A 20893-nucleotide genomic window follows, 5' to 3' on the forward strand; every position below is an offset into this window, starting at 1 on the left:
TTCCGCCTTCGCTTCAAGCCTCGCTCTGCGCCTCCTTCGCGCGCCGCTCCATAAGGACGCAGAACGCCATCTTCCCCGTGATCTGAACCGGGGTCACCTCGAGCAGGGCGAAGTAGCTGAATTTCTGGATCTCGCGGGCCCGCTCCTCGAGCCTTCCGGGCGCGAGGCGGTCCATCATGGCGTTGAGGATCGCGAGCTTGTCCTCGTCCTTTTCGATATAGCGGCCGGTGCCGCGCACGATCACGCTTCTGTAGCGCGTCTCGTAGGTGAGCGGGAGGACCTTCCCCTCGGCGATGACGGCAAGCGACACCTTCGGGTCGCGCCTCACGCACTCGAACCGGTAGCCCCCGGGAGCACCGTGGATGTAGATCTTCCCGTCGAGGTAGGCGTAATTGACCGGGACGCCGTAGGGGAAGCCGTCGTCGCCCTGAAGGGAGAGGACCGCCGTGTGGCCCGCCTTCAGAATCTCTTCGCACTCGGCCGGGGAGAGCTGCTGCCCGAACCGCCTCATTTTCCGTTCCTGCATCTTTCATTCACTTCAGAAATGTCCGCGGAGGCCGTCCCCCGGCGGAAGAAGGGCCCGTTCCCGCGGGCCCGGGGTGTCCGGTTTCCGGACCGGGAGCCTGAAGCCGCGGGCCGTCCCGCGGGATTCCTTCAGGCTTTCCTCCTCCAAAAAAAGTGTCAGGCCAAGGCTTCGGATCCGCTTTATCAACCATTGCCGCGCTGCCCTCGTCCTAAACCGCTGCCTTTACCGGCCTTCCCCCTGGCCAGAGAGGAACCGCTCGATCCCCTTGGCCATGAGGTGCATCCCCTCGCGGATCTGCTCCTCGGTGAAGCCCGCGAACCCGAGGATCAGGCCCGAGAGGTCTCGCCTTGCGATGCAGCACTCCGAGAGCGTCCGCAGCTCGAGCCCGCAGGCGCTTCTCAGAAACTGCGCGAGCTTCCTGTCGTCCACGGGGATTGAAAACTGGAAGGCGAGGTGCGTGCCCTGGGGCCCCGAGACGATGCGCCCGTAGCGGCCGAGAAGGCTCTGCGCCGCCTCGATCATCGCGGCGCGGCGGGCCTTGTAGAGCTTTTTCAGCCGGCGCACGTGCGCCTCGTACCGGCCACCCGCAATGAACTCGGCGAGAATCACCTGGTGGACCTCGCTCGCGTGGCGGTCGTTGAGCATCTTCGCGCCCCCGAAGGCCGCCGCGAGCCCCTTCGGGGCGATGAGGTAGCCCATGTTGAAGCCCGGGTAGATCATCTTCGTGAAGCTGCCCAGGTAGACCACCGAGCCGCGGGCCGCGTCCGCGGAGGCAAGCGCCGAATGCGGGGCGCCGTCGAAGCGCAGCTCCCCGTCGTAGTCGTCCTCGATCAGCCAGGCGCCGCTCGAGGCGGCCCAGCCGATGAGCCCGGAGCGGTCCTTCTGACCCATGAGGTAGCCCATCGGATACTGGTGGCAGGGAGTGACGAGCATCCCGCGGGCGCCGGAGGAGCGGACCGCCTCCAGGTCAAGCCCCGGCTCTTCGATCCTCACGGGCTCGGGCCTGAGCCCAAAATAGGCGAGCGCCTGGCGGTGCGGCTGGTAGCCGGGATCCTCGACCAGGATTTTCTCGCCCGGCTCGAAGAGCACCTGCACGCACATGGACAGCCCCTGCTGGATGCCGCTTGTCACAATCACGTCCTCGGGGGCGCAGTTAAGGCCCCGCGCGCGGCGCACGTAGTTCGCGATCGCCTCGCGGAAAGGCGGGTAGCCGCAGGGCTCGCAGTAGCCGTTGTGCAGCCACGGGCTTTTCGAGACGCGGGCGACGATCTGCGTCCACTTCTTGCCGGGAAGGCTTTCGTAGTCGGGGCTCGCGATCGCGAAGGGCCGCAGCGCCTGCACGCGGAAGGACAGCGCTTCGAGCGCGAGCGAGGCCCTCGGGGAAACGCGCTTTTGCACCGCGGGGACGGCGACGCTCAGCGGGGCCGCCGCCCGGTCGCCCGGCGGGAGGGTGACGACGCTGCCGCTACCCGCCCGCGGGGCGAGCCAGCCCTCGTCGCGAAGCCGCGCGTAGGCGGCGGTCACTGTGACGCGCCCCACCCCGAGCCGGGCCGAGAGCGCGCGCGAGGAAGGCAGCCGGTCGCCCGGCCGCAGCGACCCGGACCGGATCCCCGCGAGAAGCGCCTGGTAGACCTGGTCCTTCAGGGGGGCTGCGCCCTCCCCGGTGTCGAGCTCAATGTCAAGCGTGAGGCTTGAAGTGCGTGCGGCCATATGCCGTCTCCCCTAAAAAGAGATGTAGCTGTGCAGTCCGGCGAAAAGCACGCTCACGCCGAAGTAGGTGAAGAGCACGATGACGAAGTCGGCGAGCGCCCAGGCCGCGAGCCCCCTGCCCGAAAGCTTACCGCGCCAGTCGGCGTGCAGCAGCAGCACGTAGGCGCACCAGGTGAGGAAGGCCCAGGTCTCCTTCGGATCCCAGGCCCAGAAGCGGCCCCAGGAGTACTGCGCCCAGACCGCCCCGAAGATGAGGCCGCCCACGGTGAAGACAAGCGTCGCATCGGCGAGCAACCGCCGCAGCACCGGCACGAGCCGCTCGCCCCGGCTGGAGAAGATGATGCCGAGCGAGAGCACGGCGGCGACCGCATAGGCCGCGTAGGCGGCAAAGGAGAGCGCCACGTGGGCGATGAGCCAGCCGCTCTTGAGCGACGGCAGGAAAAGCAGGGGCCGCGAGGGGATGCCCGAGAGCGACAAAAAGAGCAGCAGCGCGCCGCACCCGCCGAAAAGCGCCGCGGGAAAGAACCGCGAGTCCGTGCGGCGCAGGACGAAGAGCCCGAGCGCGAGCGTGAGGAAGGCAAAGAAAAGAGCCGACTCAAAAAAGGTGGAGACCGGGAAGGACTCGAACCAGCTCACGTCCATCGCCTGCGCGTAGCCCCGCCAGCGCAGGACAAAGCCCCAGGCCATGAGGGCCATGGCGGGCAGCGCCGGGATGAAGGAGAAACGCCGCAGCCCTCGGCCACCCAGCAGCCCGAGCAGCCCGGCGAGGATGAGAAGGAGCCCTGCGAGCCCGGCCATTTCTTCTGCGCTCATTTCACTTTCCTCCGAATGACGAGAGCAAGTCCCGCGCAGCCTGCGCTGGCCAGTGCGAAGCCCAGCAGGATCAGGGGACTGAAGGGCAGCCGCGAGACGGAGAGCACCGTGTACTCCACCCCCTTGAAGTCGAGGAAGCGCAGCCTGCAGCCTCCCAGCTGCTCGGACTCGGGCGCGGCCGGAAGCACCCAGCGCCTGAAGTGAGCGCCCTTTTCCGTGACGAGATCGACGAGGTAGGCGGGATTGAGGATCCCCTTCACGCCCGCGTCCCGGATGCCGGAGTCCGGAAAGACCGCGCTCGGGATGAAGTCGCGCACGGTGACCGAGCCGCAGCCCGGGACCCGGGCGGTCTCGCGGAACTTCAGCTCCAGGGCAGCCTCGCGCGGGCCGGCCTTGGCCAGAATCCGCGGATTAAGGCCCGCGGTGAGGCCGTGGCTGTGCTGATAAAAGTCGTAGCCGCCGTAGGAGAACGGATGGTTCACGGAAAGCTTCACGTTCGTTTTCTTTCCCCCGTCCTCCACGGTGATGTCGGAGTCGTAGGAGCGGATGCGGAGCGAGTTCGGGTAGGTTCTGATCCGGAAGTCGTTCAGCCGCAGCGCGAAGGGCAGCTTCCGGTCCTTGTCGCTTTTGTCCACGTAAAAGGAGGCGGCGTCGCCCTCGCGGATGTAGACGAAGCCCTTCTCTCCGTACCGGGCGTTAAGGAAAAAACCGGCGAGCGCGGCGAGCAGCCCCGCGTGCAGGAGCACGAGCGAGACCCAGGCGAGGCTCGCCTCCGGACGGCGCAGCCTGCGGACCAGATAAAGGGCGAGAGAGGCCGCGAAAAGCGCAAGTCCCGCGAGCAGCCCCGGAGAGTCCGCGGCGGACTCGAGCCCGCGCCTTGCCGTGGCGAGTACGAGGCTTGCCGCCGTGACGACGGCCCCGGCCGCGCAAAGCAGCAGCGGAATGTTCTTAAACAGTGAGCGGACCTGCATTTTACGATGGATCCAAGTGTTTTTGATTGGATCCAATCTACCGAAACGCCCCCGGAATGACTAGATCCAAACTGCGGCTAAATGATGAGGCCATTTCCCGCCGGCCGCCCTCTGAAAACCAGGTCCGGACGGAGCGCTCAGAAAGAAATAATCATTCATCATACTGTTTTTAAATAATTTAATTTTTCAATTTCTAAAAGCAGGCCTCTTTCCCGCCTTTTTGGCTCCGTTTTGGATCCATGATTTATTTCCAAAATGGGTCTATTTGGAAATCTTAACTGATGCTTAAATGGCTTCAATGTTCAAGCCACGGCTTCATTGGCTTCATTGCTTTTATAAAAAAACTCTACGAAGGAGAGCCCATCATGAAAGGGAAAGCATTTCCGGCAGCGCTCGCGCTCTGCGCCGCAACCGCCCTTGGAGCCGCCCCGGCGGCCGAGGCCCTGACACGGGCCGCGCCGCTCACGCCGCCCGCGCAGAAGGTCGAGAACCCGCAGCAGTGCCTCGCCTGCCACACCCCGGTGGCGAAGCTCCACAACCGCGGGGCGCACAGGAACGTGAACTGCGGCTCCTGCCACACGGTGCCCGCGGGGCACACTTCCGCCCCTTCGGCCGCCAACCGCCCGAAGACCCGCTTTGACTACGGCTCCTGCTCCCAGTGCCACAAAGAGCAGCACAAGGACCTGTTCAATCCCAAGTACCACTACGAATGGGCCCAGAAGAAGGGCATGAACGACTACAGCTTCGTGCGCGACCAGGACGACGGGTGGCCGCGCGCGATCCAGCACAAGTTCCCGCGCTTCCACGCCGGGCTCATGTCGGACTTCATCGCGAACCGCGCCAACGGCCGCTTCAAGTACAAGTCCCTTGTCGCGCAGGGCGCGCCTCAGGAGGACCACTGGAAGAACATCATCGACGACTTCCCGCAAAACGGCGACCTGATGAAGGGCGACGTAATCGGCATCGGCTGGCGGCCGCATAAGGGCCGCGAGGGCCAGCAGGACTCGCGCTGCCTGCTCTGCAAGACCTCCGAGACGATGCTGGAGTACGCCTACGACGTGACCGCGCCCAACCCGAAGGGCTATGACTTCGACAGCAAGGTGGTCCCGATGCTGAAAGGCACGCACTCGGGCTTCAACTGCAGCTTCTGCCACGATCCGCACTCGGCCGAGCCGCGCGTGATCTTCGCGCCGATGATCGAATCGATGACCGGAAAGAACGGCCGCGGAAACACCTACCAGAGGCAGGCGAAGAAGGGCAGCAAGGCCTTCCCGTCGATGGAGGTGATCGACATGGGCGTGCGCGGCTTCACGCGCAAGATCGGCATCCTCTCCGACTACAACGCCAACTACCAGTGCGGCCAGTGCCACAACGCGGCCAACCGCTACCTCAACTACAAGCACAATGACACCGGCAAACCCGTCACCCGCGAGGAACTCGCCAAGGCCGGCGTGAGCCCCTACTCGACCGAGTTCCTGGGCGACCCGGTGAAGACCTACGAGTGGTTCAAGAAGAAGGGCTGGAACCAGGGCACGAACGGGCTCACCGGCGTGAAGTACATCAACGGCTCCGACCACCCGAACGTTGAAATCCTGATCAACAGCAGGCACGGCCAGGCCGGCGTCACCTGCACCGACTGCCACTTCGCGAAGAAGAAGGACGGCACGTTCGAGCACCAGCCGAGCCTTGCGAAGCTGAAGGTCCGGAACACCTGCATGAGGAGCGAATGCCACGGTCCGGGCTCCAGGGACAACTGGACGAACCCCGGCCAGGCGCTCTACACGATCGAGTCGATCCAGCAGGCCTACAGGATCCGCACCCAGAAGATGGAGATGGCCGCCAAGGACGCGCAGCGGATGCTCGCCGCCGTGAAGGCGAAGAAGGCGACGCTGCCGCAGGCGGAGTTGAAGACCCTCACCGAGGCCTACGAGCAGTACCTCTCGACCCGCGACTACTGGCTCACGGACCTCTCGAGCGGCTTCCACAATCCGAGGGCGTTCGACCGCTCGGTCACGAAGACGATCTGGGATCTGAGAAGCGCGAACGGCAAGGCAAAGAAGGTTTTCAAGACCCTGTAAATCCCATTCGCAGGCAGTCCTGAAAAACAAGGGTCCCCGGGAAAGACAATTTCCCGGGGGCTTTTGATCATCTTCCAAAGGCTGCAACGGAGGAAAGCCGGACTCCCCCTGCGCCCTTGATTTCAGCAGCCCTTTCCGGTCACGCTGCAGGCCGGTGCGGAGGCTTCGACCGCGAAAGGCTTGAAGCCCTTTCCCTTCAGGTAGCCTTCCCAGTCGGTGAAAATCGTGCCGTCCTCGTCCACGCAGGCGGGCAGCCCGATGTCGTGGATTTTTTTCAGCCGGTCGAAGACCGGGTTCGAGTCGCGGTAGATCAGGAACTGCTTCAGGTTCTTCAGGCTTCCCGTGACATCGAGATACTCATAGGCAATGCCGAAGCGGTCGAAATTCGCCTTGCAGGCTCTGCAGTCCGGGCACATCGGGCTTCCGTAAACTTTAAGCATCAGCTGTTTTTCCTTTTGACTTGAGAGGGGTGGAAGCGGCGGGGGAAAGGCCGCCGTTTTCGTTAGTTTAGCTGCTTTTCTCACCGCCCCCGAGCCTGGTGCTATAACCTTTTCCCATCCTGATTTTTTATTGTGGAGGAGCTCCATGGAGTTCGTTCTGAAGGACAAGGTCTTCCCGGAGATCGCCGCCTGGGCCGACGAGCTCGCAGCGATCCGGCACGAGATCCACGAGAACCCCGAGCTTGGGTTTGAAACGCCGAAGACCGCGGAGCGGATCGCGGGGCTGCTGCGCGGCTGGGGCGCGGACGAGATCGATCAAAAGACCGTGAGGAACGGCGTGATCGCCGTGGTGAACGGCAGCCGCCCGGGGCCCGCGCTCGCCCTTCGGGCCGACATCGACGCGCTGCCGATCGACGACCTCTCGGGCCGCCCCTGGGCGAGCCGGATCAAGGGGCGCTGCCACGCCTGCGGGCACGACGGGCACCAGACGTGGCTTCTCGGGGCGCTGCGGCACCTCGCCACGGACCGCAGCTTTGCGGGCCGCGTGATCGGCATTTTCCAGCCCTGCGAGGAGCCGACCGGAGGGGCGAAGGCGGTGGTCGACTCGGGCGTCTTCCAGAAATACGGCATCCGGGAGATCTACGGCGCGCACGACGAGCCGATGCTGCCCAAGGGAGTCTTCGGCTTCCGGGCGGGGCCTCTTCAGGCCTCCTCGGACAACTTCTGGATCAAAATCCACGGCCGGGGCACCCACGGCGGGCGCCCGCACCTCGGGATCGACCCGATTGCGGCCGGCGTCCAGCTCTACGGGGCGCTCCTGAGCATCGTCTCGCGCCGGGTCGACCCGATCGAGCCCGCGGTGGTCTCGGTCTGCTCGTTGAACGCCGGGCGCTACGAGGCGCAGAACGTGGTCCCGCCGCTGCTCACCATGAGCGGAACGGTGCGCACGTACTCCGAAGAGGTCCGCTCGCAGATCGAGCGCGAGGTGCAGCTCATGACCGAGGAGACTGCCCGCGCGAACGGCTGCAGCTCCGAAATCCGCTACGAGCGGAAGACCCCCGCCGTGATCAACGACCGCGACCGGACGCTCGAGGCGGCCGGGATCGCGCAGAAGCTCTTCGGAGGGGAGCACGTCGTGCCCGACATGAAGCCCTTCATGAGCTCGGAGGACTTCGCCGAGTACCAGCGGGTAGTTCCCGGCGTCATGATCCGGATCGGCATCCGCGACGAGGACCACACCGCGGGCGTACACAGCCCCGTCTTCGACTTCAACGACGAGGTGCTCCCCGCCGCGGCGACGCTGCTGTCGAAAATCGCAAGGGTCAGGCTCGAAGAGCTTGCCGCAGCCGATGCCTGAGCGCAGGACAGCGCTGCGCACGCTCGAGGGCGTCTTTCTCGCCGCCTTCTCCGGGATCTGCTTCGGCTCGATGGGCGTGGCCGCGCAGGTGCTTTTCACGCGCTTTGGCTTCAGGCCGCAGGACCTCGTGTCGATCCGGCTGATCGGGGCGGGCGCCCTCATGCTCGCCCTCGAGGCGCTCTTCTCGCGGCGCGGGCTTTTGAGGCCACTTTTCTCCGACCTTCGCAACCTCCGCGACATCGCGGTCCTCGGCGCGGGCTTCGTCCTCATCCAGCTCACTTTTTTCCTCTCCATTGACGCGGCCAACGCCGGCACGGCCTCGCTCATGGTGGGCTTCGTGCCGCTTTTCGTGATCCTCTGGCTCGCGGCGCGCGAGAGAAGGCTCCTGCGGGGCCGCGAAGTCCTGTGCCTCGCGCTCGCGATGGCCGGGGTGGCGCTGCTCGTCTCCAAGGGCCGGCTCTCCAGCCTCGACTTCTCCGTCTCCGGAGTCGCCTGGGGCATCGTCTCGGCCGGGTTCGGGGCGTTCTGCACGCTGCAGCCCGGCTCGGTCATCCGCCGCACGGGCGTGCGCTTCGCGGTGGGCTGGGCGATGGCCCTGGGAGGTGCGGCCGACCTGCTCTTTACCTCGCCTTTCGCAGGCGGCGCCCGCTGGACCTGGGAGTCGGCCGGCCTCTACGCCTTCATCGTGATCTTCGGCACGGTGCTCGCCTTCGGCTGCTACCTGAAGAGCACCTCCTATGTGCCCGCCTCGGTGACGAGCCTGCTCTCCTCCTTCGAGCCCCTCACCGCGGTGATCCTCACCGTGACGCTGCTCGGGGTGCCCTTTTCCGCCCCGGAGGCGGCGGGAGCGGCCATGGTGATCGCGAACATGGTGATCCTCGCGCTGCCGCGGAAGGGACCGGGCGGCCCGGGCTGAGGGAAAGCCCTTCAGCCTGGGCCGGCAAAAAAGCCCTCCCGGTCCGCTGCCGCCGCCCGGAAAGGGGCGTGAGGCAGGCCGGGAGGGCTGCGCCCGCAAGGGAAAAAGGAGGCAGGAGACAGCGCCGCCCTTTTCCCGCGCGCCAAACCGCCTTTAAAGCGACGTGAACAGGCCCAGCATCCTCCAGTAGGGCACGCCGATCAGCGCGAAGATCACGTAGGAGAGCAGCGTCACGAAAAGGCCGGTCGCCCACCACTTCTTCAGAGGCACATAGCCCGCGCCGAAGAGCACGGGGCCGGCCGCGTTCGCGTAGTGGGTCACGAGGGCCCCCATCACGCCGCAGGTGAGGAACACGAGGAACATGTCCCACTTCGGCAGCCCCGCGGCCAGTCCGATCGTGTACTGCACGGGGATCACCGAGGCCATGTAGGCGCCGCAGGAGACAAAGAGGTAGCGGCAGCCGGTGCCGGCGAAGACCAGCAGGATCAGAAGCGCCACGTGGTTGAAGGAGGAGAAGTCGACGAGCGTCTGCAGCCAGTCGGCCATCCAGTTGAAGAACTTGAACTTGTTCAGGGCGCCGGCCATGCCGAGGATGCCGCCGTACCAGGCGAGCGTCGACCAGATCTGGCCGTTCACCGCGATGTCCTTCCACTTGAGGATCCCGGTGAGAAGGCAAAGCGAGATGAAGCCGAGGACGACGGCCGTGCTGTTGATCCCGGTGTAGGAGGAGGTCGCCCAGAGCGCGATCGCGGCGAGGAAGAGAACGCAGAGCACCTTCTCGTTCCTGTTCATCGGCCCGATCGACTCCAGCCCCTCGCGGGCGATCCTCTTGTTGTCGATCTTCGTGATCGTGGGCTTGTAGATCTTGTAGATCAGCCAGGGCGCGAGCAGCAACACGATGCCCGCGGGCACGATGAAGCAGGTCGTCCACTGCAGCCAGCTCACCTGCATGCCGAGAATCTGCTCGGTCATCGACCAGGCAACGGTGTTGGCGGCGTAGCCCGTGAGGAAGGTGATGCCGGTGCACATCGTCACGATGTAGAGCAGCTGCGAGAGGTAGGCTCCGATTGCGTTGGGGTTGTGCTCGGGGGTGGAGCCCAGGGCCTCGGCGACCGACCGGAAGATCGGGAAGATGATGCCGCCCGTGCGCGCCGCGTTGGACGGCGTCACAGGCGCGATCACGAAGTCAGAGAAGGCCGCGGCGTAGCCGAGCCCGAGGGACGTGCGCCCGAAAATCCCGATCAGGTGGTAGGCGATGCGCTTGCCGAGCTGCGTGTCGCGGAAGGCCTGCGCGATCACAAAGGCGCCCACGACGAGCCAGGTCATGTTGAGGGCGAAGCCTGAAAGGGCCACCTGCTGGCCCTTCATGCAGACCGCGTAGAGGCCGAGGAAGATCATGAGGATCGCGGCCTCGGTGAGCGGATGCAGCATGATGCCCAGAATCGTGGCCACGTAGAAGGGGAAGAGTCCCCAGGCCTTGGGATTCATGCCTGAGGGCGGATCGGTGAGAAGCAGCAGCAGCGGCAGGAAGCACACCGCGAGCTTGATGAGCTGGTTTTTTGTCATAAGTCTCTCTCCCAGGGGACGAGCAGGGCCGTCATCCGGCCCCCGCCGCGCGGGCCGCTCCCGAACCGGGAGCGAGAGAGAGCGGCGCATCCCTGTCATGTGTCGGTATTCCTGTATTCCGGAATACCAGCTACATCATGTCACAGCCCGGACCCGGCGGTCAATACTTTCCGCCGAACCCCGGCCCCGGCCTCCGGGATGATGCGAGGAACAAAAAAGTCCCTCTTTACTCTTTATAATGACCTCTGTCGCCGATCCCACCTCAAGGAGAACAGATGATGCAGAGAAGAATCCTGCTTGCCCTTCCCGCGGCGCTTGCCGCTTCCGCGCTCCTGTCCGGCTGCGGGCTTTCCGGCGTCCGGGTCGAGGAGCTGCCGCGCCGGGAGACCAAGGCGGGCGCAAAGCGCATCCGCCAGGCGATTCTCGACACGGCGGGACGGCTGGGCTACAGCGTCGAAGCCGACCGCCGGGGCGCGGTGACCGTCGTCTACAAGAAGCTCGACCGCGACAGAAAGCCCATGCAGGCCCGCTACCGGATCGACTACGGCGAGCACTGGTACCAGATCCACTTCCTGAACAGCAGGGGCCTGAGCGAAGCCCGGGACGAGGGTGGAAACCGCACTGCGCACCGGAAGGTGCAGCAGTGGCAGTCGCAGTTCGACCGCCACCTGATGAAAGAGCTCGGGGCGAAGTAAGCCCGCCTTTCCAAGCCGGAAAAGAGAAAAGGCGGAGCGGCCCTTTCAGCGCCGCCAGAACGTGCGCCAGGCGAAAAAGAGGGTGTAGAGCACCCCCACCGTCTGGGCCATAGGCCTGCTCGCTCCCGCCCAGAGAAAGCCCCGGTACAGCGCGTAGCCCATGGCGGCGTAAAAGAGAAAGACGAGAACAACGGCCCAGTCGATCTTCATGCGCTCTATTTTATGAAAGGCCGCGCCCTTTCGCCCGCTTTTTTCCCTGAAATCACAGGGCTCCGATAAAAGGGCATACCTCAGAAGAAGACATCCATCCTAACTGTTTCTTCTGCACTTTCACCCGGCATCAACTAAGGCAAGAGCCATAATCAGGGCGGCCACGGCCGCTATCAGCTTTCCTGCAAAAAGCGCGGAGATTCCGGCCGGGTATACAGCCGATACGAATCCCAGCTGATCCCCCAAAAGGCAAAGAGCGGGGCCAGAAAATGCCGAGCATATCACCCTGCCCCGCCGGGTCATTTGATCGAACAAAGTATACGTCGGCAGTGGATTGGCGAGAGCGACAATCATTCCCAAAGCTGCAGAGTCATCAATCTTTAAAAACGAAGCGAATGCATGGAGCAGTCCCGCAAAGTGCCTTTGGATAAACAGTACGAAGGGATAGGCCCCCGCCAGCATCACACTGATTTCCCCAATGAGCTCAAACTGCCGGCCCATAGGGGCCATCCCAGGAATCAGCACAAAACCAAAATAATTTTCAAGTGCAGCAACTGCCAGCAGCAGAATGAAGGCGCCGACCAAAAAACGGGAAACAAGAAGGCAGACCTGAGCCGTTTTTTCCGCAAAAAAAGCAAGGGCTCCGGCTACGGTAGCCGCAAAGATGAAGGCGGGCATGCCTAGTTTCAGAAGAGAGCTCATGGCATAGCCTTCCGCCAGACCGACCCCAAAAAGACTGAGGGGAGCGGCGATAATGCCGATGACCAGTCCCTTGGAAACATCCAAACGACTCTCCGAACCGCACATGGAAAGAGAGAGAGGCATCGCATAGGTCAGAATGCAGCCGAACGTTCCTCCTAAACCAATCCCGGACAGAACCGCCGCCTCACTGCTGTGAGCCATGGACTGGGCTAGTGGCAAACCGCCCATATCTACTCCCAGCACCATCCCCGCAAATAGTGCCGGATCCGATCCTACGGACTCGAACAGCCTACCGAAAAATGGGCCGATACACGCTCCCAGGGCCGGAGCAGCACACATAATGCCGACCATGACCATAGCAAGCGGTCCCATCGTGTTTAACCCCCGCTCAAACTCCCTGCCATAGCCGAACCGATTGTCAAAGAGGGCTTTGTCCACCGCTCCGACAGTCATAAAAAAGGCCATGATCCCAATGACCACGGTGCTCATTTCACAGGCTCAGATAAAAAAGGAAAATACGCTTCCCGGCAATTCTTCCTTTATTTTCCTTGAAAGGACAGAGAAGGAATTCTGCTTTCTGGAAGCTGAAAAAAGCTTAAAAAAGTGCCAGAACCGCCCCGGACAGTTCTGGCATAGAGGTGTACCACAATCTTACCGGCGATGTCAGCGATGACTCTGCCGCATCAAACCGAATGTGGGAGAAGTCTTTGCAATACTACGGCTCAGGCTTTCTCCACCCTCATCGGGATACCGCTGCGGCAGTTGCCGCCGGCCCAAACATCGCACAAGAGCGAAGCCGGACCGGGCCGGGTAGGATCCTGAGGAATCAAACGATTAACGGCAATACCGCTGCCGCGCCGAGCGTCTGCCCGAATCGTCTGCCCATCAATCAGGCAGTCCCTAGCGCCATACCCTGTATGCCCAAAGCAATGGGAAACGCAAACCGCCCCTGCCGCCACGCCTTGAACACACTTTAAAACTCCCTCGGCAGAAAGCCCGTTCGGGCTCACCAAGCGAGCCTTGTCACCGTCTTTAAGCCCCAGCCGGGCAGCCGTTGTCTTATTTATAAATATGAAGTTCCGGGGACTGACCCGAAGATCATGTTCGAAAGCGGCAGAATAAGGGGATCTCAGGATGGGCTTGTAGGAACTGAAGCGCAGCGGAAAACGCTGGCTGCTCCAGATTTTCGACCATGGGTCGCCATTAAAAAAACGAGGCTCGTCCAGCACTGGCACTCCTGGGTACTTCTTTCCGCTGTAGCAGTTATGCAGCGCTGCCATGGCAGGGTTGAATAGCTGCAGGAATTTGCCGCCTCCGTTTTTCATAAACTGGCCGTCATAGCGCTCTTCATGAGCGTAATAGCCTCCTCGTGAGAACAAAGCCTCAATTTGCGAGGCTTCGCCCTTTGTCACTCGCGCTGTCACGTCCCTCATAGCGTGAACGAGTCCGGCATATTTACGATCCTCGTCTGTTACCTGTGGCAGCCCTTTGCACTGGGCTGCCACATTGGCAATGTAGCGCACACTCCAGTCCTCCGGATCCAGCAGATCGACCGGAGAACCGTCTTTAACCGGTATCGAGGAACGACCGAATCCGGGCAGCCCCAGTTTTACAGCACAGTCTATGAGGAAGCGCTCCATGCCGACTCTGCGGCCCTGGGCGTCCTTCACCGTCCGGGACTCGGACACAGGAGCACCGGCCACAACGCACTGGTCAAAGCTCCCCCAGGTGCGGTCGCAGGCGTAATCCTCGTACATCACATGATCCGGGATAATGTAATCCGCATAGACATTGGTCTCGTTGATGTAGGCATCTATCGACACAAAAAGCGGCAGGGTCCGGGGATCAGCCAAAGCACGGACAGCCTGCCTGCTAAAAGAAGCAGCTGCGTAAACAGGGTTGCTCCTCCAAGTCAGCAGCGCTTTAGCCGGATAAGGAGATTTGTTGGCAAGAGCCGTAAGCATCTCCGCGGCATTCGAGGCCCCATACCCTGGATTCATGTTGTGATAGAGATGTCCTGCCGGATAAGGCTTAAGGCCCTTCGCCGCCTTCTGCTTGAATTCTGTAGATTCTTCATAGGGCATGTTGAGGCACACCGTGCTTTGCCCGTCCAGCTTTGGCGCCCCGGAGACTGTATTCAGATCGTATCTTCCCTCAAACCCCATCTGGGCGCCGTTTCCATAAATGGCGCCGCCCCGCGCGTCATGCGAGCCGATCAGCGTGTTGAGGATACAGATCAGCCAGCCCACCATGGGGGCGTCAGCCGTATAGTTGCCTGTGTTCGAAACCACGGCGGCCTTGCGGCCATGGTGAGTGAATTTTTCCGCCACAGCGGTAATCTTCTCTGCCGGTATCCCGCACAGACGACTGTAGTCTGCAAGCGAATGCTTTTGAGCCTCGCGCTTCAGAAGAGCAAAGCTTGTGGCAAGGCGAACGGATTTGCCAGACAGAGCCTTCAGGGTCACCTGAGCGTCAAGATCGCCGAGAATCGCTTTCTCAGAGGAAACCGCCCGTCCCCCAACCAGAACGATCCCTTCGCCTTTCTTTCCTAGCCCAAACTCCGCCGCGTCCGCCATCGAGCCGCTTTCCACATTGACGAGCCAGGCGGCGTTGCTCCAGTTGACCTCTTTCGCTTTTGCGGCTGCGGATTTAGACGGAACCCTCAAAAAGTCAGCGTTGTACCATTTCCGGTCGATGATGACTCGAACGAGGGCATACAGAAACGCGCAGTCCCCGCCCGGAATGATGGGCAGCCACGAAGCCCCGGTTTCGGCAGCGGCAGGATTCCTCAAAATAGGGTCGACACAGACATATTCAGCTTTTCTCGCCGTCCTCGCGTCTGCCGCCCCAAATCCCAGCCGGTTCAGGCTCGCTCCGGAACTGCCGGGCGCCGTGCCAATGAATATTCCGTATTCAAAATCGTTCCAGTCGATGTCGCACATGCCCGCCTCAATGGACGGACCGAGCCCCAGAGAATAACCGATCCCCACGGAAGATCCGCAATAAGCATGCTTGGAGACGAGGTTGACGCTTCCGAAGCCTTTGGTCACGAACCGGCTGAAAAGCCCGCCGCGGATCGTGTCCTCCTCGTTAAAAGTGGCAAATAGCTGGTTGGCCTTGGAGCCGAACTCCGGGCTGCCCGGTTTGACGGGAGTCTTCAGGTCGCGAATCGACCGTAGCCCCTCCACGCGCCCCTCGCCGAACAAATCCCCTCCTTCAAGGATTTCTCTGAGGGCCTGTTCATAGGGAATCGAACGCCATTTGTTTTCTCCGCGCTTTCCTGCGCGCTTAAGAACCTTGACGATTCGATAGGGATCAGAAAGAACATCGGGACCGCTCGCGCCTTTCCCGCAGGTGGTTGCTCGATGGGAAAGACCGGAATCGCCTGTCAGCATCTCATAGGCCTTGCGCACCGGGGTAGAAAGCGGCAGAGGCCTGCCGCCCGTTACAACCTCGCAGTAAGGGTTGCCGGCTACGCGTGTCAGACGCCCTTCCCTTTCGTCATACCTGTAGCGGATGCCACACATGTTGTTGCAGGTAAAGCATTTGGTAAAACCCAGGCGAATTCCGGGTCTTAATTCAACTGTGCCCCCGGTTTTCTTCATTTCAGGTTCGGAGGCAAGACCGTATCTGATTTTCTTCTCTTGCATGGCTTCTCCTTACCGCTGCCAGTCATTGCTGTCGAGCTTCAGCAGAACTTCGTCCTTGACCGAGTCAGGCAGTCCGATATAGAAAATGTTGGGCCTGGTTCCGTGTTGAGTAAGAAGCGCGTATGTCTTGCTGCTGCTGATCACTTTATAGATTTCGCTATTTGGATCATTGAGGTCGCCAAAGATGCGGGCATGCCCGATGCAGCTTTCGACGCAGGCAGGGAGCAACCCTGCCTGAAGCCTGTGAATGCAGAAGTTGCACTTCTCAGGAGGAGTCTTGTGCGAGCTGTCGGGCTGCCTGGCTCCATAAGGGCACGCAGGAACACAGTTCATGCAGTGGATGCAGCGGTCATAGTCAATCACTACCAGGCCGTCCTCGCTGCGCTTGTAGGTCGCCTTGGTCGGACAAACCTGCACACAGGGCGGATTGCTGCAGTGATTGCACTGGCGCGGCATAGAGATCACAGCCTCGCCGCCGGTCGGGCCGCGGAGTTCGACCTGTCCTACGGTCGTTCTTCTCCGTGCATCTCCGATCCGATTTTCCATGGAGCAGTTCACCGTACAGGAAAGGCAGCCGGTGCAGCGTCTGACGTCAAAAACCATCCCGTAACGTTTGCCTTTTGTTTTCGCCAAAATTTCCGCGCTTGGAACAAACGTCAGAGTCATGCCGCCGGCCATCATTTTCAACAAAGTTCTTCGATCAATCATGGCTGCTTGCTTTTCAGTGCCGGCAGAGCGGGGCGCAGCTGCGCCTCGCCCTGTCGAGAGTTAAAGATCTCGGAGAAATCCCAAGTTAGTTTCCCTTGGCGACTTTCTCATACCAAAGGCTGTGGTTCTGGATCGCCCAGTTCTCATCGCACTTTCCGGAGAGCATGTTCTCGATTCCTCCCTCGCTCATGACCGCGCCCATGTAAATGTGCACGACAGAGAAGGCGCTCAGAACAATGGCACTCACAATGTGAATAATGAGAGCGAGAAGAGCTGAGTTTTTAGAGACACCGCCGAAAGCGGCCGGATAGAGCATCATCAGACCGGTCACGATCAGGCACAGGCCGAATACGACAAACGTCCAGAAAAAAGCCTTTTCGCCGGCGTTGGCAAAGCCGGCAGCAGGATGTTCGGCCTTTGTTTTCCCCAGATTGATGTAGCCGCCCAGCTTCGCAAACCAGGCCGCGTCGCCCTTTTCCGGCATCTGGCGCTTCATCCATTTCACCATCATGATCACGGCGCCGATCAGGAACGGGAAGGCAAAGAAGTTATGCAGCTGAACGGATCCGCTCACAAGGGTAAAGAAATGGGACGGGGACATCGCCGGCTCAAGCCAGAAGCGCCCCGCGCCAATGACCAGACCCGTCAGGATAAGCACGACTCCGGGAATGCCGGTCAGCCAGTGAAGGAAGACGTCCAGCTTGGACCACCTGGGGATCAGCTTGCCGGAGAAGCCATGCTCGAGCTTGGCGCGTCCGTTGATCATCACGAATACGGCAAACAAGACTGCGACCAGCACTACGGCTGCGAAGATGAAATTCGCAATCGTGGTGCTTGCCTGCAGGAAGCCGAGATAGCCCGAGCTCACCGCATCCGGGTTGTACGTCATGGTCAGGCTGGGGTCCGAGGGATATCCCAGCAGCTGAGGCACATCGGCATTGACCGCATGCTCCTGGACCTCAGACCAGAATTCCGGCATATGCTCAACGGTTTCCTGTGCCGCCTTGTCCGCAGCCCATGCGGCCGAACCTGCGGCACCAAGTCCAAAGGCCGTCAAATATTTAATGATTTGCATAGCAGTTCCTTGAATTGGCTGAAGGTACGGCAATGGTTTTTTCCATGCCCGTCATGTCTTGCGAAAGACTGACGCCTTCAAAAAGTGAACTCAGTTTTCGATCGAGAACCCGCGCCCACTCCTTCCAGACCTCTTCCTGCGCATCTTGGGCGAAGGCCAGCAGAAAATCATGAGCCCAGTGTCCAAGATGTTCCGCCCAGAAGCGGTCCGCCGCCTCGGCAAGGGCTTCACAGACCTCCGCATGCCCGGCTTTCTCATGAGCCTGCAGCAGCGATGCGAGGTAATACAGAAATTCCAGCTCGTTGCCGAAAAAATCGGCCATTTCATTGAAGCGGGGATCCAGTGCAAGGCCGACTTCCGCATAAGAGTGGAGAACGGCCGCCGAGTAGCGATTGTTAAGGATGCGGGTGTGAGTGCGCCAGACGCTTTCATAGGGAGGGACAGTCAGCTTCCCCGGACCGATACACATGCGGTTGAAATCCACCTCAGCCGCCTCGGCGCTGCCGGCAAACTTTCCGGCAACCCGGGCCAGGGCTTCTTCGCCATGGTTCTGCGCCCAGCTGGAAAGCCTTTGAAAAGTTTCCTTTTTTCCGGCGTTCTGGCAGCCTTCCTTAAACGCAAGGAAAAAGTCGCGAGCGCCAGCCCATCCCTCTCTTGTGACCATCTTTATCTGCGCCTCCTGATGATGACCATGTTGGGCCTGTTGGGGCCGTCGCGATAGCCAATGCCCTGCCGGGAGGCATCCGGAGTCTGGTTGAGGACCTGAGCCGTGTTGCCCACTTTCAGGCACTTAATCGGGCATCCGTCGACGCAGGCCGGGTTCAGGCCGGCATCGAGCAGCTCGATGCACATATTGCATTTGGCCGCTTTGCCGTCTTTTTTGCTGATCACGATGGCATCGTACGGGCAAGCGCTCCTGCAAAGTCCGCAACCCGTACACTTGCTTCGATCCAGCACAACAATGCCGTCGTCGCGCTTCAGGAACGCGCCGGCCGGGCAGACAGCCATGCAGCTCGGGTTCGAGCAGTGCATGCAGGCATGAGACAGCCACACGTCGCGGATCCTGCCTCTGGAGTCCTTCACCTCATAGAGATCAACCTTGCGGAAGCGGACGTCTTCCGGCAGCTCGTTGTGGATCTGGCAGGCGATCGTGCAGCCACCGCAACCCACGCAGTTTTCCTGACGGAAAATGAAGCCTTTCTGAAGTTTGTTTTCTGCCATTTGAGTTCGCCTCCTTTAAGCCTTTGCCACCGCAACGCGGGTCGAGTGATATGCAGAGCCGCCGCCCAAGTCCGAGAGCTTGCCTGTCGTGAGGCTGTTGGTGTTCGTGTTGTGACCGAAGGGATTGGTGGAGCGCCAGTTGCACTTGGTTGTCCTCACCACGCCCGGGCGCACGCGAGTGGTCAGGCGCGCGATGAAGTATGCGGTTCCGCGCTGGTTGGAAAGCTTCACGCGGTCTCCTGCCGCAATGCCCAGCTTCTTGGCGTCAGCAGGATTGATTTCGCACTCGTAGGCATTGAAGGCGCGGATGTACTTCACGTTGTAGAAGGACGAATTGACACGCTGGGGGATGCCGGGCGAGAGCATGCGGAAGGGGAGCTTCTTTTCTTCCGGAGGCATTTCGCTTTCCGGCAATCCAAGATCGACCACCGGATCAAATCCCGCCTTCTTCATGGACTCGGAGTAAAGCTCAATCTTTCCGGAAGGCGTCCCGCACTTCTGGCCATGGCGGACAGGCACGCTTTCTGGCAGCGGCAGCTTAATGAACTTTTCCTTCTGCAGCCGTTCAACCGTCACGCCCTTGTACCACGGGGCGGCATCCGTCAGGAAGTCGCGCATGATGTCAAAGGCCGTCTCATCGAAAGCAGGATCCGTATAGCCCATCCGATGGGCCCATTCCTCAAAGAAAGTGAGATTCGGCTTCGATTCGCCCAGCGGTTCGATGACTTTCTCACAGATCTGGACGAACCAGCACTGATAGTCGCCGATGATGTCGTCTGTCTCGAACTGGGTGGAGGCCGGCAGCAACAGGTCGCAGTACTGCATGGAGTCAGTCATGATCATGTCGAAGCCGACCACGAAGAGATCATCGCGCTTCAGGTTGCGGATCACCTGATTCACGTTCGGGGAGACGGCGACGGGATTGCCGTTGTAGATGACGAGCTCATGGATCGGCTTGATCTTGCGCCCCTCAGTGGTCGGGTTTTCTCCCAGAAGGGCAGTATCCAAATCCGTCATGTTGACGTGCTGCTGCTCGCCCTTGCGCAGGAAGTTACCCCTGCCTTTGTCCAGGTTCATACCCGTGATCGGCCGGACGTTGTCATAGATGATGCCGGCGTTGGGCTTGTCGAACATCCCGTGCATCGCCTGCATGATGCCAATCGCCCGAGTCATGCGCGCGCCGTTGAAGTTGCGCTGCATGCCGTAGCCGCCGCGGATGATCACTTTTTTCGCATTGCAGTAGACCTTGGCCCATTCCTCGATCTCTTCACGCTTAAGATCCGTTGTCTTGACAATTTCGTCCCAGGAAATGGAATTGATGCGGGCCACGGCTTTGTCGGCGCCAATGCAGCACTTCTCCATGAACTCCTTGTCTTCGAGCCCGTGCTCCAGCATGTACTTCATTACCCCAACCGCCACATACGCGTCGGTCGAGGGACGGGGCTGCAGATAGACATCGGCCTGGGAGCAGATCGGAGTACGGTTGGGGTTGACGGCCAGAACTTTCGCGCCGTTGTCACGTGCCATGTTGATGTATTTGATGCCATGGACGTTGGAAACGGTTTCGTTGAAGCCCCAGGACACATAGCAGTCGCACCCCGGAATGGTTTCGGGATCCGGGCCGTCGGTCGTGCCCTGCACGCTGCCGTAGCCCGCGACGCCGCCTTCCGTACAGACCAAACGGTCCAGCACAGAGGAGCCGAGGCGGTTAAAGAACCGGTCTCCTGCGGCTCTCATGCCGATCGCACCGTAGTTGCCGGAGTAGGAATACGGCAGTACGGCTTCAGAACCGTATTTTTCTACGACTTCATTGGTTTTCTTGACGAGGATATCCCATGCCTCGTCCCAGGTGATGCGCTTCCACTTTCCGGAACCCTTTTCCCCTACCCGCACCATCGGGTGCAGGATCCGGTCGGGTGCATAGGTGTATTCCACGTACGTCTGGCCCTTCACGCAGGGGCACGTTCCGGTTTTGAACTGCTCCTCGGCGCCGCTCACAAAGGTCATGCGTCCGTCCTGGACGCGGAACTTCATGAGACAGCGGTCAGCGCAGTTTCTCAGGCAGCTGTGGTACTTCACCGTCCCACTGCGCTTATCAAGCAGCACCGGATTGGCGCCAACGGAATGCATTGCGCTCGCGGAGCCAATCATGAGGCCGGACAGGCCGCCTACTGCAACAGTAGCCCCCGCACCTTTCAATAAATCACGACGAGAAACTCTCATAGTTTGTCTCCTATTTATTTATTTGTTTTTAT

General features: G+C 61.1%; 18 protein-coding genes. 4 read left to right on the forward strand and 14 right to left on the reverse strand.

The genetic code is table 11. From position 1 onward, the window contains the following. Positions 1-13: 13 nt before the first annotated feature. The 4 genes from MAF45_RS04055 to MAF45_RS04070 form a co-directional block, all read right to left on the reverse strand. On the reverse strand, positions 14-511 hold the full coding sequence (locus MAF45_RS04055; protein WP_237978274.1) for a pyridoxamine 5'-phosphate oxidase family protein: 498 nt from the start codon (positions 509-511) through the stop codon (positions 14-16). Between the two features lie 237 nt (positions 512-748). Beyond that, entirely contained in the window at positions 749-2236 is a 1488-nt protein-coding gene (pdxR, locus tag MAF45_RS04060) for a MocR-like pyridoxine biosynthesis transcription factor PdxR (RefSeq protein WP_237978275.1), read from the reverse strand. A gap of 12 nt (positions 2237-2248) precedes the next feature. Then, positions 2249-3049, reverse strand: a complete 801-nt coding sequence (gene ccsA / locus MAF45_RS04065) for a cytochrome c biogenesis protein CcsA (protein WP_237978276.1) — start codon at positions 3047-3049, stop codon at positions 2249-2251. Beyond that, a complete protein-coding gene (locus MAF45_RS04070; protein WP_237978277.1) occupies positions 3046-4020 on the reverse strand; it encodes a cytochrome c biogenesis ResB family protein in 975 nt (324 codons plus the stop codon). Before MAF45_RS04070 ends, ccsA begins: the two co-directional genes overlap by 4 nt. A 365-nt stretch (positions 4021-4385) precedes the next feature. On the opposite strand from MAF45_RS04070, the gene MAF45_RS04075 reads away from it, so the two are divergent. Beyond that, the gene (locus MAF45_RS04075; RefSeq protein WP_237978278.1) at positions 4386-6098 is read left to right on the forward strand and encodes an ammonia-forming cytochrome c nitrite reductase subunit c552; all 1713 of its coding nucleotides are present in this window, start codon (positions 4386-4388) and stop codon (positions 6096-6098) included. Positions 6099-6220: 122 nt separating this feature from the next. Here MAF45_RS04075 and MAF45_RS04080 read toward each other — a convergent pair whose 3' ends face one another. Continuing rightward, positions 6221-6538, reverse strand: coding sequence for a glutaredoxin domain-containing protein (locus tag MAF45_RS04080; RefSeq protein WP_237978279.1), 318 nt, complete (start codon positions 6536-6538; stop codon positions 6221-6223). A 145-nt stretch (positions 6539-6683) separates the two neighbouring features. Here MAF45_RS04080 and MAF45_RS04085 point away from each other — a divergent pair, with 145 nt between their 5' ends. Further along, positions 6684-7895, forward strand: coding sequence for a M20 metallopeptidase family protein (locus MAF45_RS04085; RefSeq protein WP_237978280.1), 1212 nt, complete (start codon positions 6684-6686; stop codon positions 7893-7895). Then, on the forward strand, positions 7888-8811 hold the full coding sequence (locus MAF45_RS04090) for an EamA family transporter (RefSeq protein WP_237978281.1): 924 nt from the start codon (positions 7888-7890) through the stop codon (positions 8809-8811). The genes MAF45_RS04085 and MAF45_RS04090 overlap by 8 nt, the downstream gene beginning before the upstream one ends. A gap of 153 nt (positions 8812-8964) precedes the next feature. Here MAF45_RS04090 and MAF45_RS04095 read toward each other — a convergent pair whose 3' ends face one another. Further along, complete coding sequence (locus MAF45_RS04095) at positions 8965-10377, reverse strand: DASS family sodium-coupled anion symporter (RefSeq protein ID WP_237978282.1); 1413 nt, start codon at positions 10375-10377, stop codon at positions 8965-8967. Positions 10378-10652: 275 nt separating this feature from the next. Here MAF45_RS04095 and MAF45_RS04100 point away from each other — a divergent pair, with 275 nt between their 5' ends. Continuing rightward, on the forward strand, positions 10653-11072 hold the full coding sequence (locus tag MAF45_RS04100; RefSeq protein ID WP_237978283.1) for a hypothetical protein: 420 nt from the start codon (positions 10653-10655) through the stop codon (positions 11070-11072). A gap of 45 nt (positions 11073-11117) precedes the next feature. Here MAF45_RS04100 and MAF45_RS04105 read toward each other — a convergent pair whose 3' ends face one another. The 8 genes from MAF45_RS04105 to MAF45_RS04140 all read right to left on the reverse strand — a co-directional run bounded on the left by MAF45_RS04105 (position 11118) and on the right by MAF45_RS04140 (position 20861). Further along, on the reverse strand, positions 11118-11282 hold the full coding sequence (locus MAF45_RS04105; RefSeq protein WP_237978284.1) for a hypothetical protein: 165 nt from the start codon (positions 11280-11282) through the stop codon (positions 11118-11120). A 120-nt stretch (positions 11283-11402) separates the two neighbouring features. Then, positions 11403-12473 (reverse strand): ethanolamine utilization protein EutH, encoded by a 1071-nt coding sequence (gene eutH, locus MAF45_RS04110; RefSeq protein WP_237978285.1) that lies wholly within the window; start codon positions 12471-12473, stop codon positions 11403-11405. Positions 12474-12706: 233 nt separating this feature from the next. Next, the gene (locus MAF45_RS04115; protein ID WP_237978286.1) at positions 12707-15634 is read right to left on the reverse strand and encodes a molybdopterin dinucleotide binding domain-containing protein; all 2928 of its coding nucleotides are present in this window, start codon (positions 15632-15634) and stop codon (positions 12707-12709) included. A gap of 9 nt (positions 15635-15643) precedes the next feature. Beyond that, positions 15644-16237 carry a 4Fe-4S dicluster domain-containing protein gene (locus MAF45_RS04120; RefSeq protein WP_237978287.1) on the reverse strand — a complete coding sequence of 198 codons (594 nt, stop codon included), beginning with the start codon at positions 16235-16237 and terminating at the stop codon, positions 15644-15646. 190 nt (positions 16238-16427) lie between these two features. Then, positions 16428-17417, reverse strand: coding sequence for a formate dehydrogenase subunit gamma (locus MAF45_RS04125; RefSeq protein ID WP_237978288.1), 990 nt, complete (start codon positions 17415-17417; stop codon positions 16428-16430). Then, the gene (locus tag MAF45_RS04130; protein ID WP_237978289.1) at positions 17404-18081 is read right to left on the reverse strand and encodes a TorD/DmsD family molecular chaperone; all 678 of its coding nucleotides are present in this window, start codon (positions 18079-18081) and stop codon (positions 17404-17406) included. The genes MAF45_RS04125 and MAF45_RS04130 overlap by 14 nt, the downstream gene beginning before the upstream one ends. Positions 18082-18083: 2 nt before the next feature. Next, a complete protein-coding gene (locus MAF45_RS04135) occupies positions 18084-18638 on the reverse strand; it encodes a 4Fe-4S dicluster domain-containing protein (protein ID WP_118076063.1) in 555 nt (184 codons plus the stop codon). Between the two features lie 15 nt (positions 18639-18653). Next, positions 18654-20861, reverse strand: a complete 2208-nt coding sequence (locus tag MAF45_RS04140; protein WP_237978290.1) for a molybdopterin-dependent oxidoreductase — start codon at positions 20859-20861, stop codon at positions 18654-18656. Positions 20862-20893: the final 32 nt, after the last annotated feature.

Origin of the sequence: Mesosutterella porci (assembly GCF_022134585.1) — a bacterium.
In the GTDB taxonomy this organism is placed as follows: Bacteria; Pseudomonadota; Gammaproteobacteria; order Burkholderiales; family Burkholderiaceae_F; genus Mesosutterella; species Mesosutterella porci.

Excerpts from the sequence above, each read along its gene's own strand:
- MAF45_RS04055 (WP_237978274.1), bottom strand. The coding sequence starts at position 511 with ATGAGGCGGTTCGGGCAGCAGCTCTCCCCGGCCGAGTGCGAAGAGATT.
- MAF45_RS04135 (WP_118076063.1), bottom strand. The coding sequence starts at position 18,638 with ATGGCAGAAAACAAACTTCAGAAAGGCTTCATTTTCCGTCAGGAAAAC.
- MAF45_RS04080 (WP_237978279.1), bottom strand. The coding sequence starts at position 6,538 with ATGCTTAAAGTTTACGGAAGCCCGATGTGCCCGGACTGCAGAGCCTGC.
- MAF45_RS04090 (WP_237978281.1), top strand. The coding sequence starts at position 7,888 with ATGCCTGAGCGCAGGACAGCGCTGCGCACGCTCGAGGGCGTCTTTCTC.
- ccsA (WP_237978276.1), bottom strand. The coding sequence starts at position 3,049 with ATGAGCGCAGAAGAAATGGCCGGGCTCGCAGGGCTCCTTCTCATCCTC.
- MAF45_RS04105 (WP_237978284.1), bottom strand. The coding sequence starts at position 11,282 with ATGAAGATCGACTGGGCCGTTGTTCTCGTCTTTCTCTTTTACGCCGCC.
- MAF45_RS04115 (WP_237978286.1), bottom strand. The coding sequence starts at position 15,634 with ATGCAAGAGAAGAAAATCAGATACGGTCTTGCCTCCGAACCTGAAATG.
- MAF45_RS04120 (WP_237978287.1), bottom strand. The coding sequence starts at position 16,237 with ATGGTTTTTGACGTCAGACGCTGCACCGGCTGCCTTTCCTGTACGGTG.
- MAF45_RS04140 (WP_237978290.1), bottom strand. The coding sequence starts at position 20,861 with ATGAGAGTTTCTCGTCGTGATTTATTGAAAGGTGCGGGGGCTACTGTT.
- MAF45_RS04130 (WP_237978289.1), bottom strand. The coding sequence starts at position 18,081 with ATGGTCACAAGAGAGGGATGGGCTGGCGCTCGCGACTTTTTCCTTGCG.
- MAF45_RS04070 (WP_237978277.1), bottom strand. The coding sequence starts at position 4,020 with ATGCAGGTCCGCTCACTGTTTAAGAACATTCCGCTGCTGCTTTGCGCG.
- MAF45_RS04125 (WP_237978288.1), bottom strand. The coding sequence starts at position 17,417 with ATGCAAATCATTAAATATTTGACGGCCTTTGGACTTGGTGCCGCAGGT.
- MAF45_RS04075 (WP_237978278.1), top strand. The coding sequence starts at position 4,386 with ATGAAAGGGAAAGCATTTCCGGCAGCGCTCGCGCTCTGCGCCGCAACC.
- eutH (WP_237978285.1), bottom strand. The coding sequence starts at position 12,473 with ATGAGCACCGTGGTCATTGGGATCATGGCCTTTTTTATGACTGTCGGA.
- MAF45_RS04100 (WP_237978283.1), top strand. The coding sequence starts at position 10,653 with ATGATGCAGAGAAGAATCCTGCTTGCCCTTCCCGCGGCGCTTGCCGCT.
- MAF45_RS04085 (WP_237978280.1), top strand. The coding sequence starts at position 6,684 with ATGGAGTTCGTTCTGAAGGACAAGGTCTTCCCGGAGATCGCCGCCTGG.
- MAF45_RS04095 (WP_237978282.1), bottom strand. The coding sequence starts at position 10,377 with ATGACAAAAAACCAGCTCATCAAGCTCGCGGTGTGCTTCCTGCCGCTG.
- pdxR (WP_237978275.1), bottom strand. The coding sequence starts at position 2,236 with ATGGCCGCACGCACTTCAAGCCTCACGCTTGACATTGAGCTCGACACC.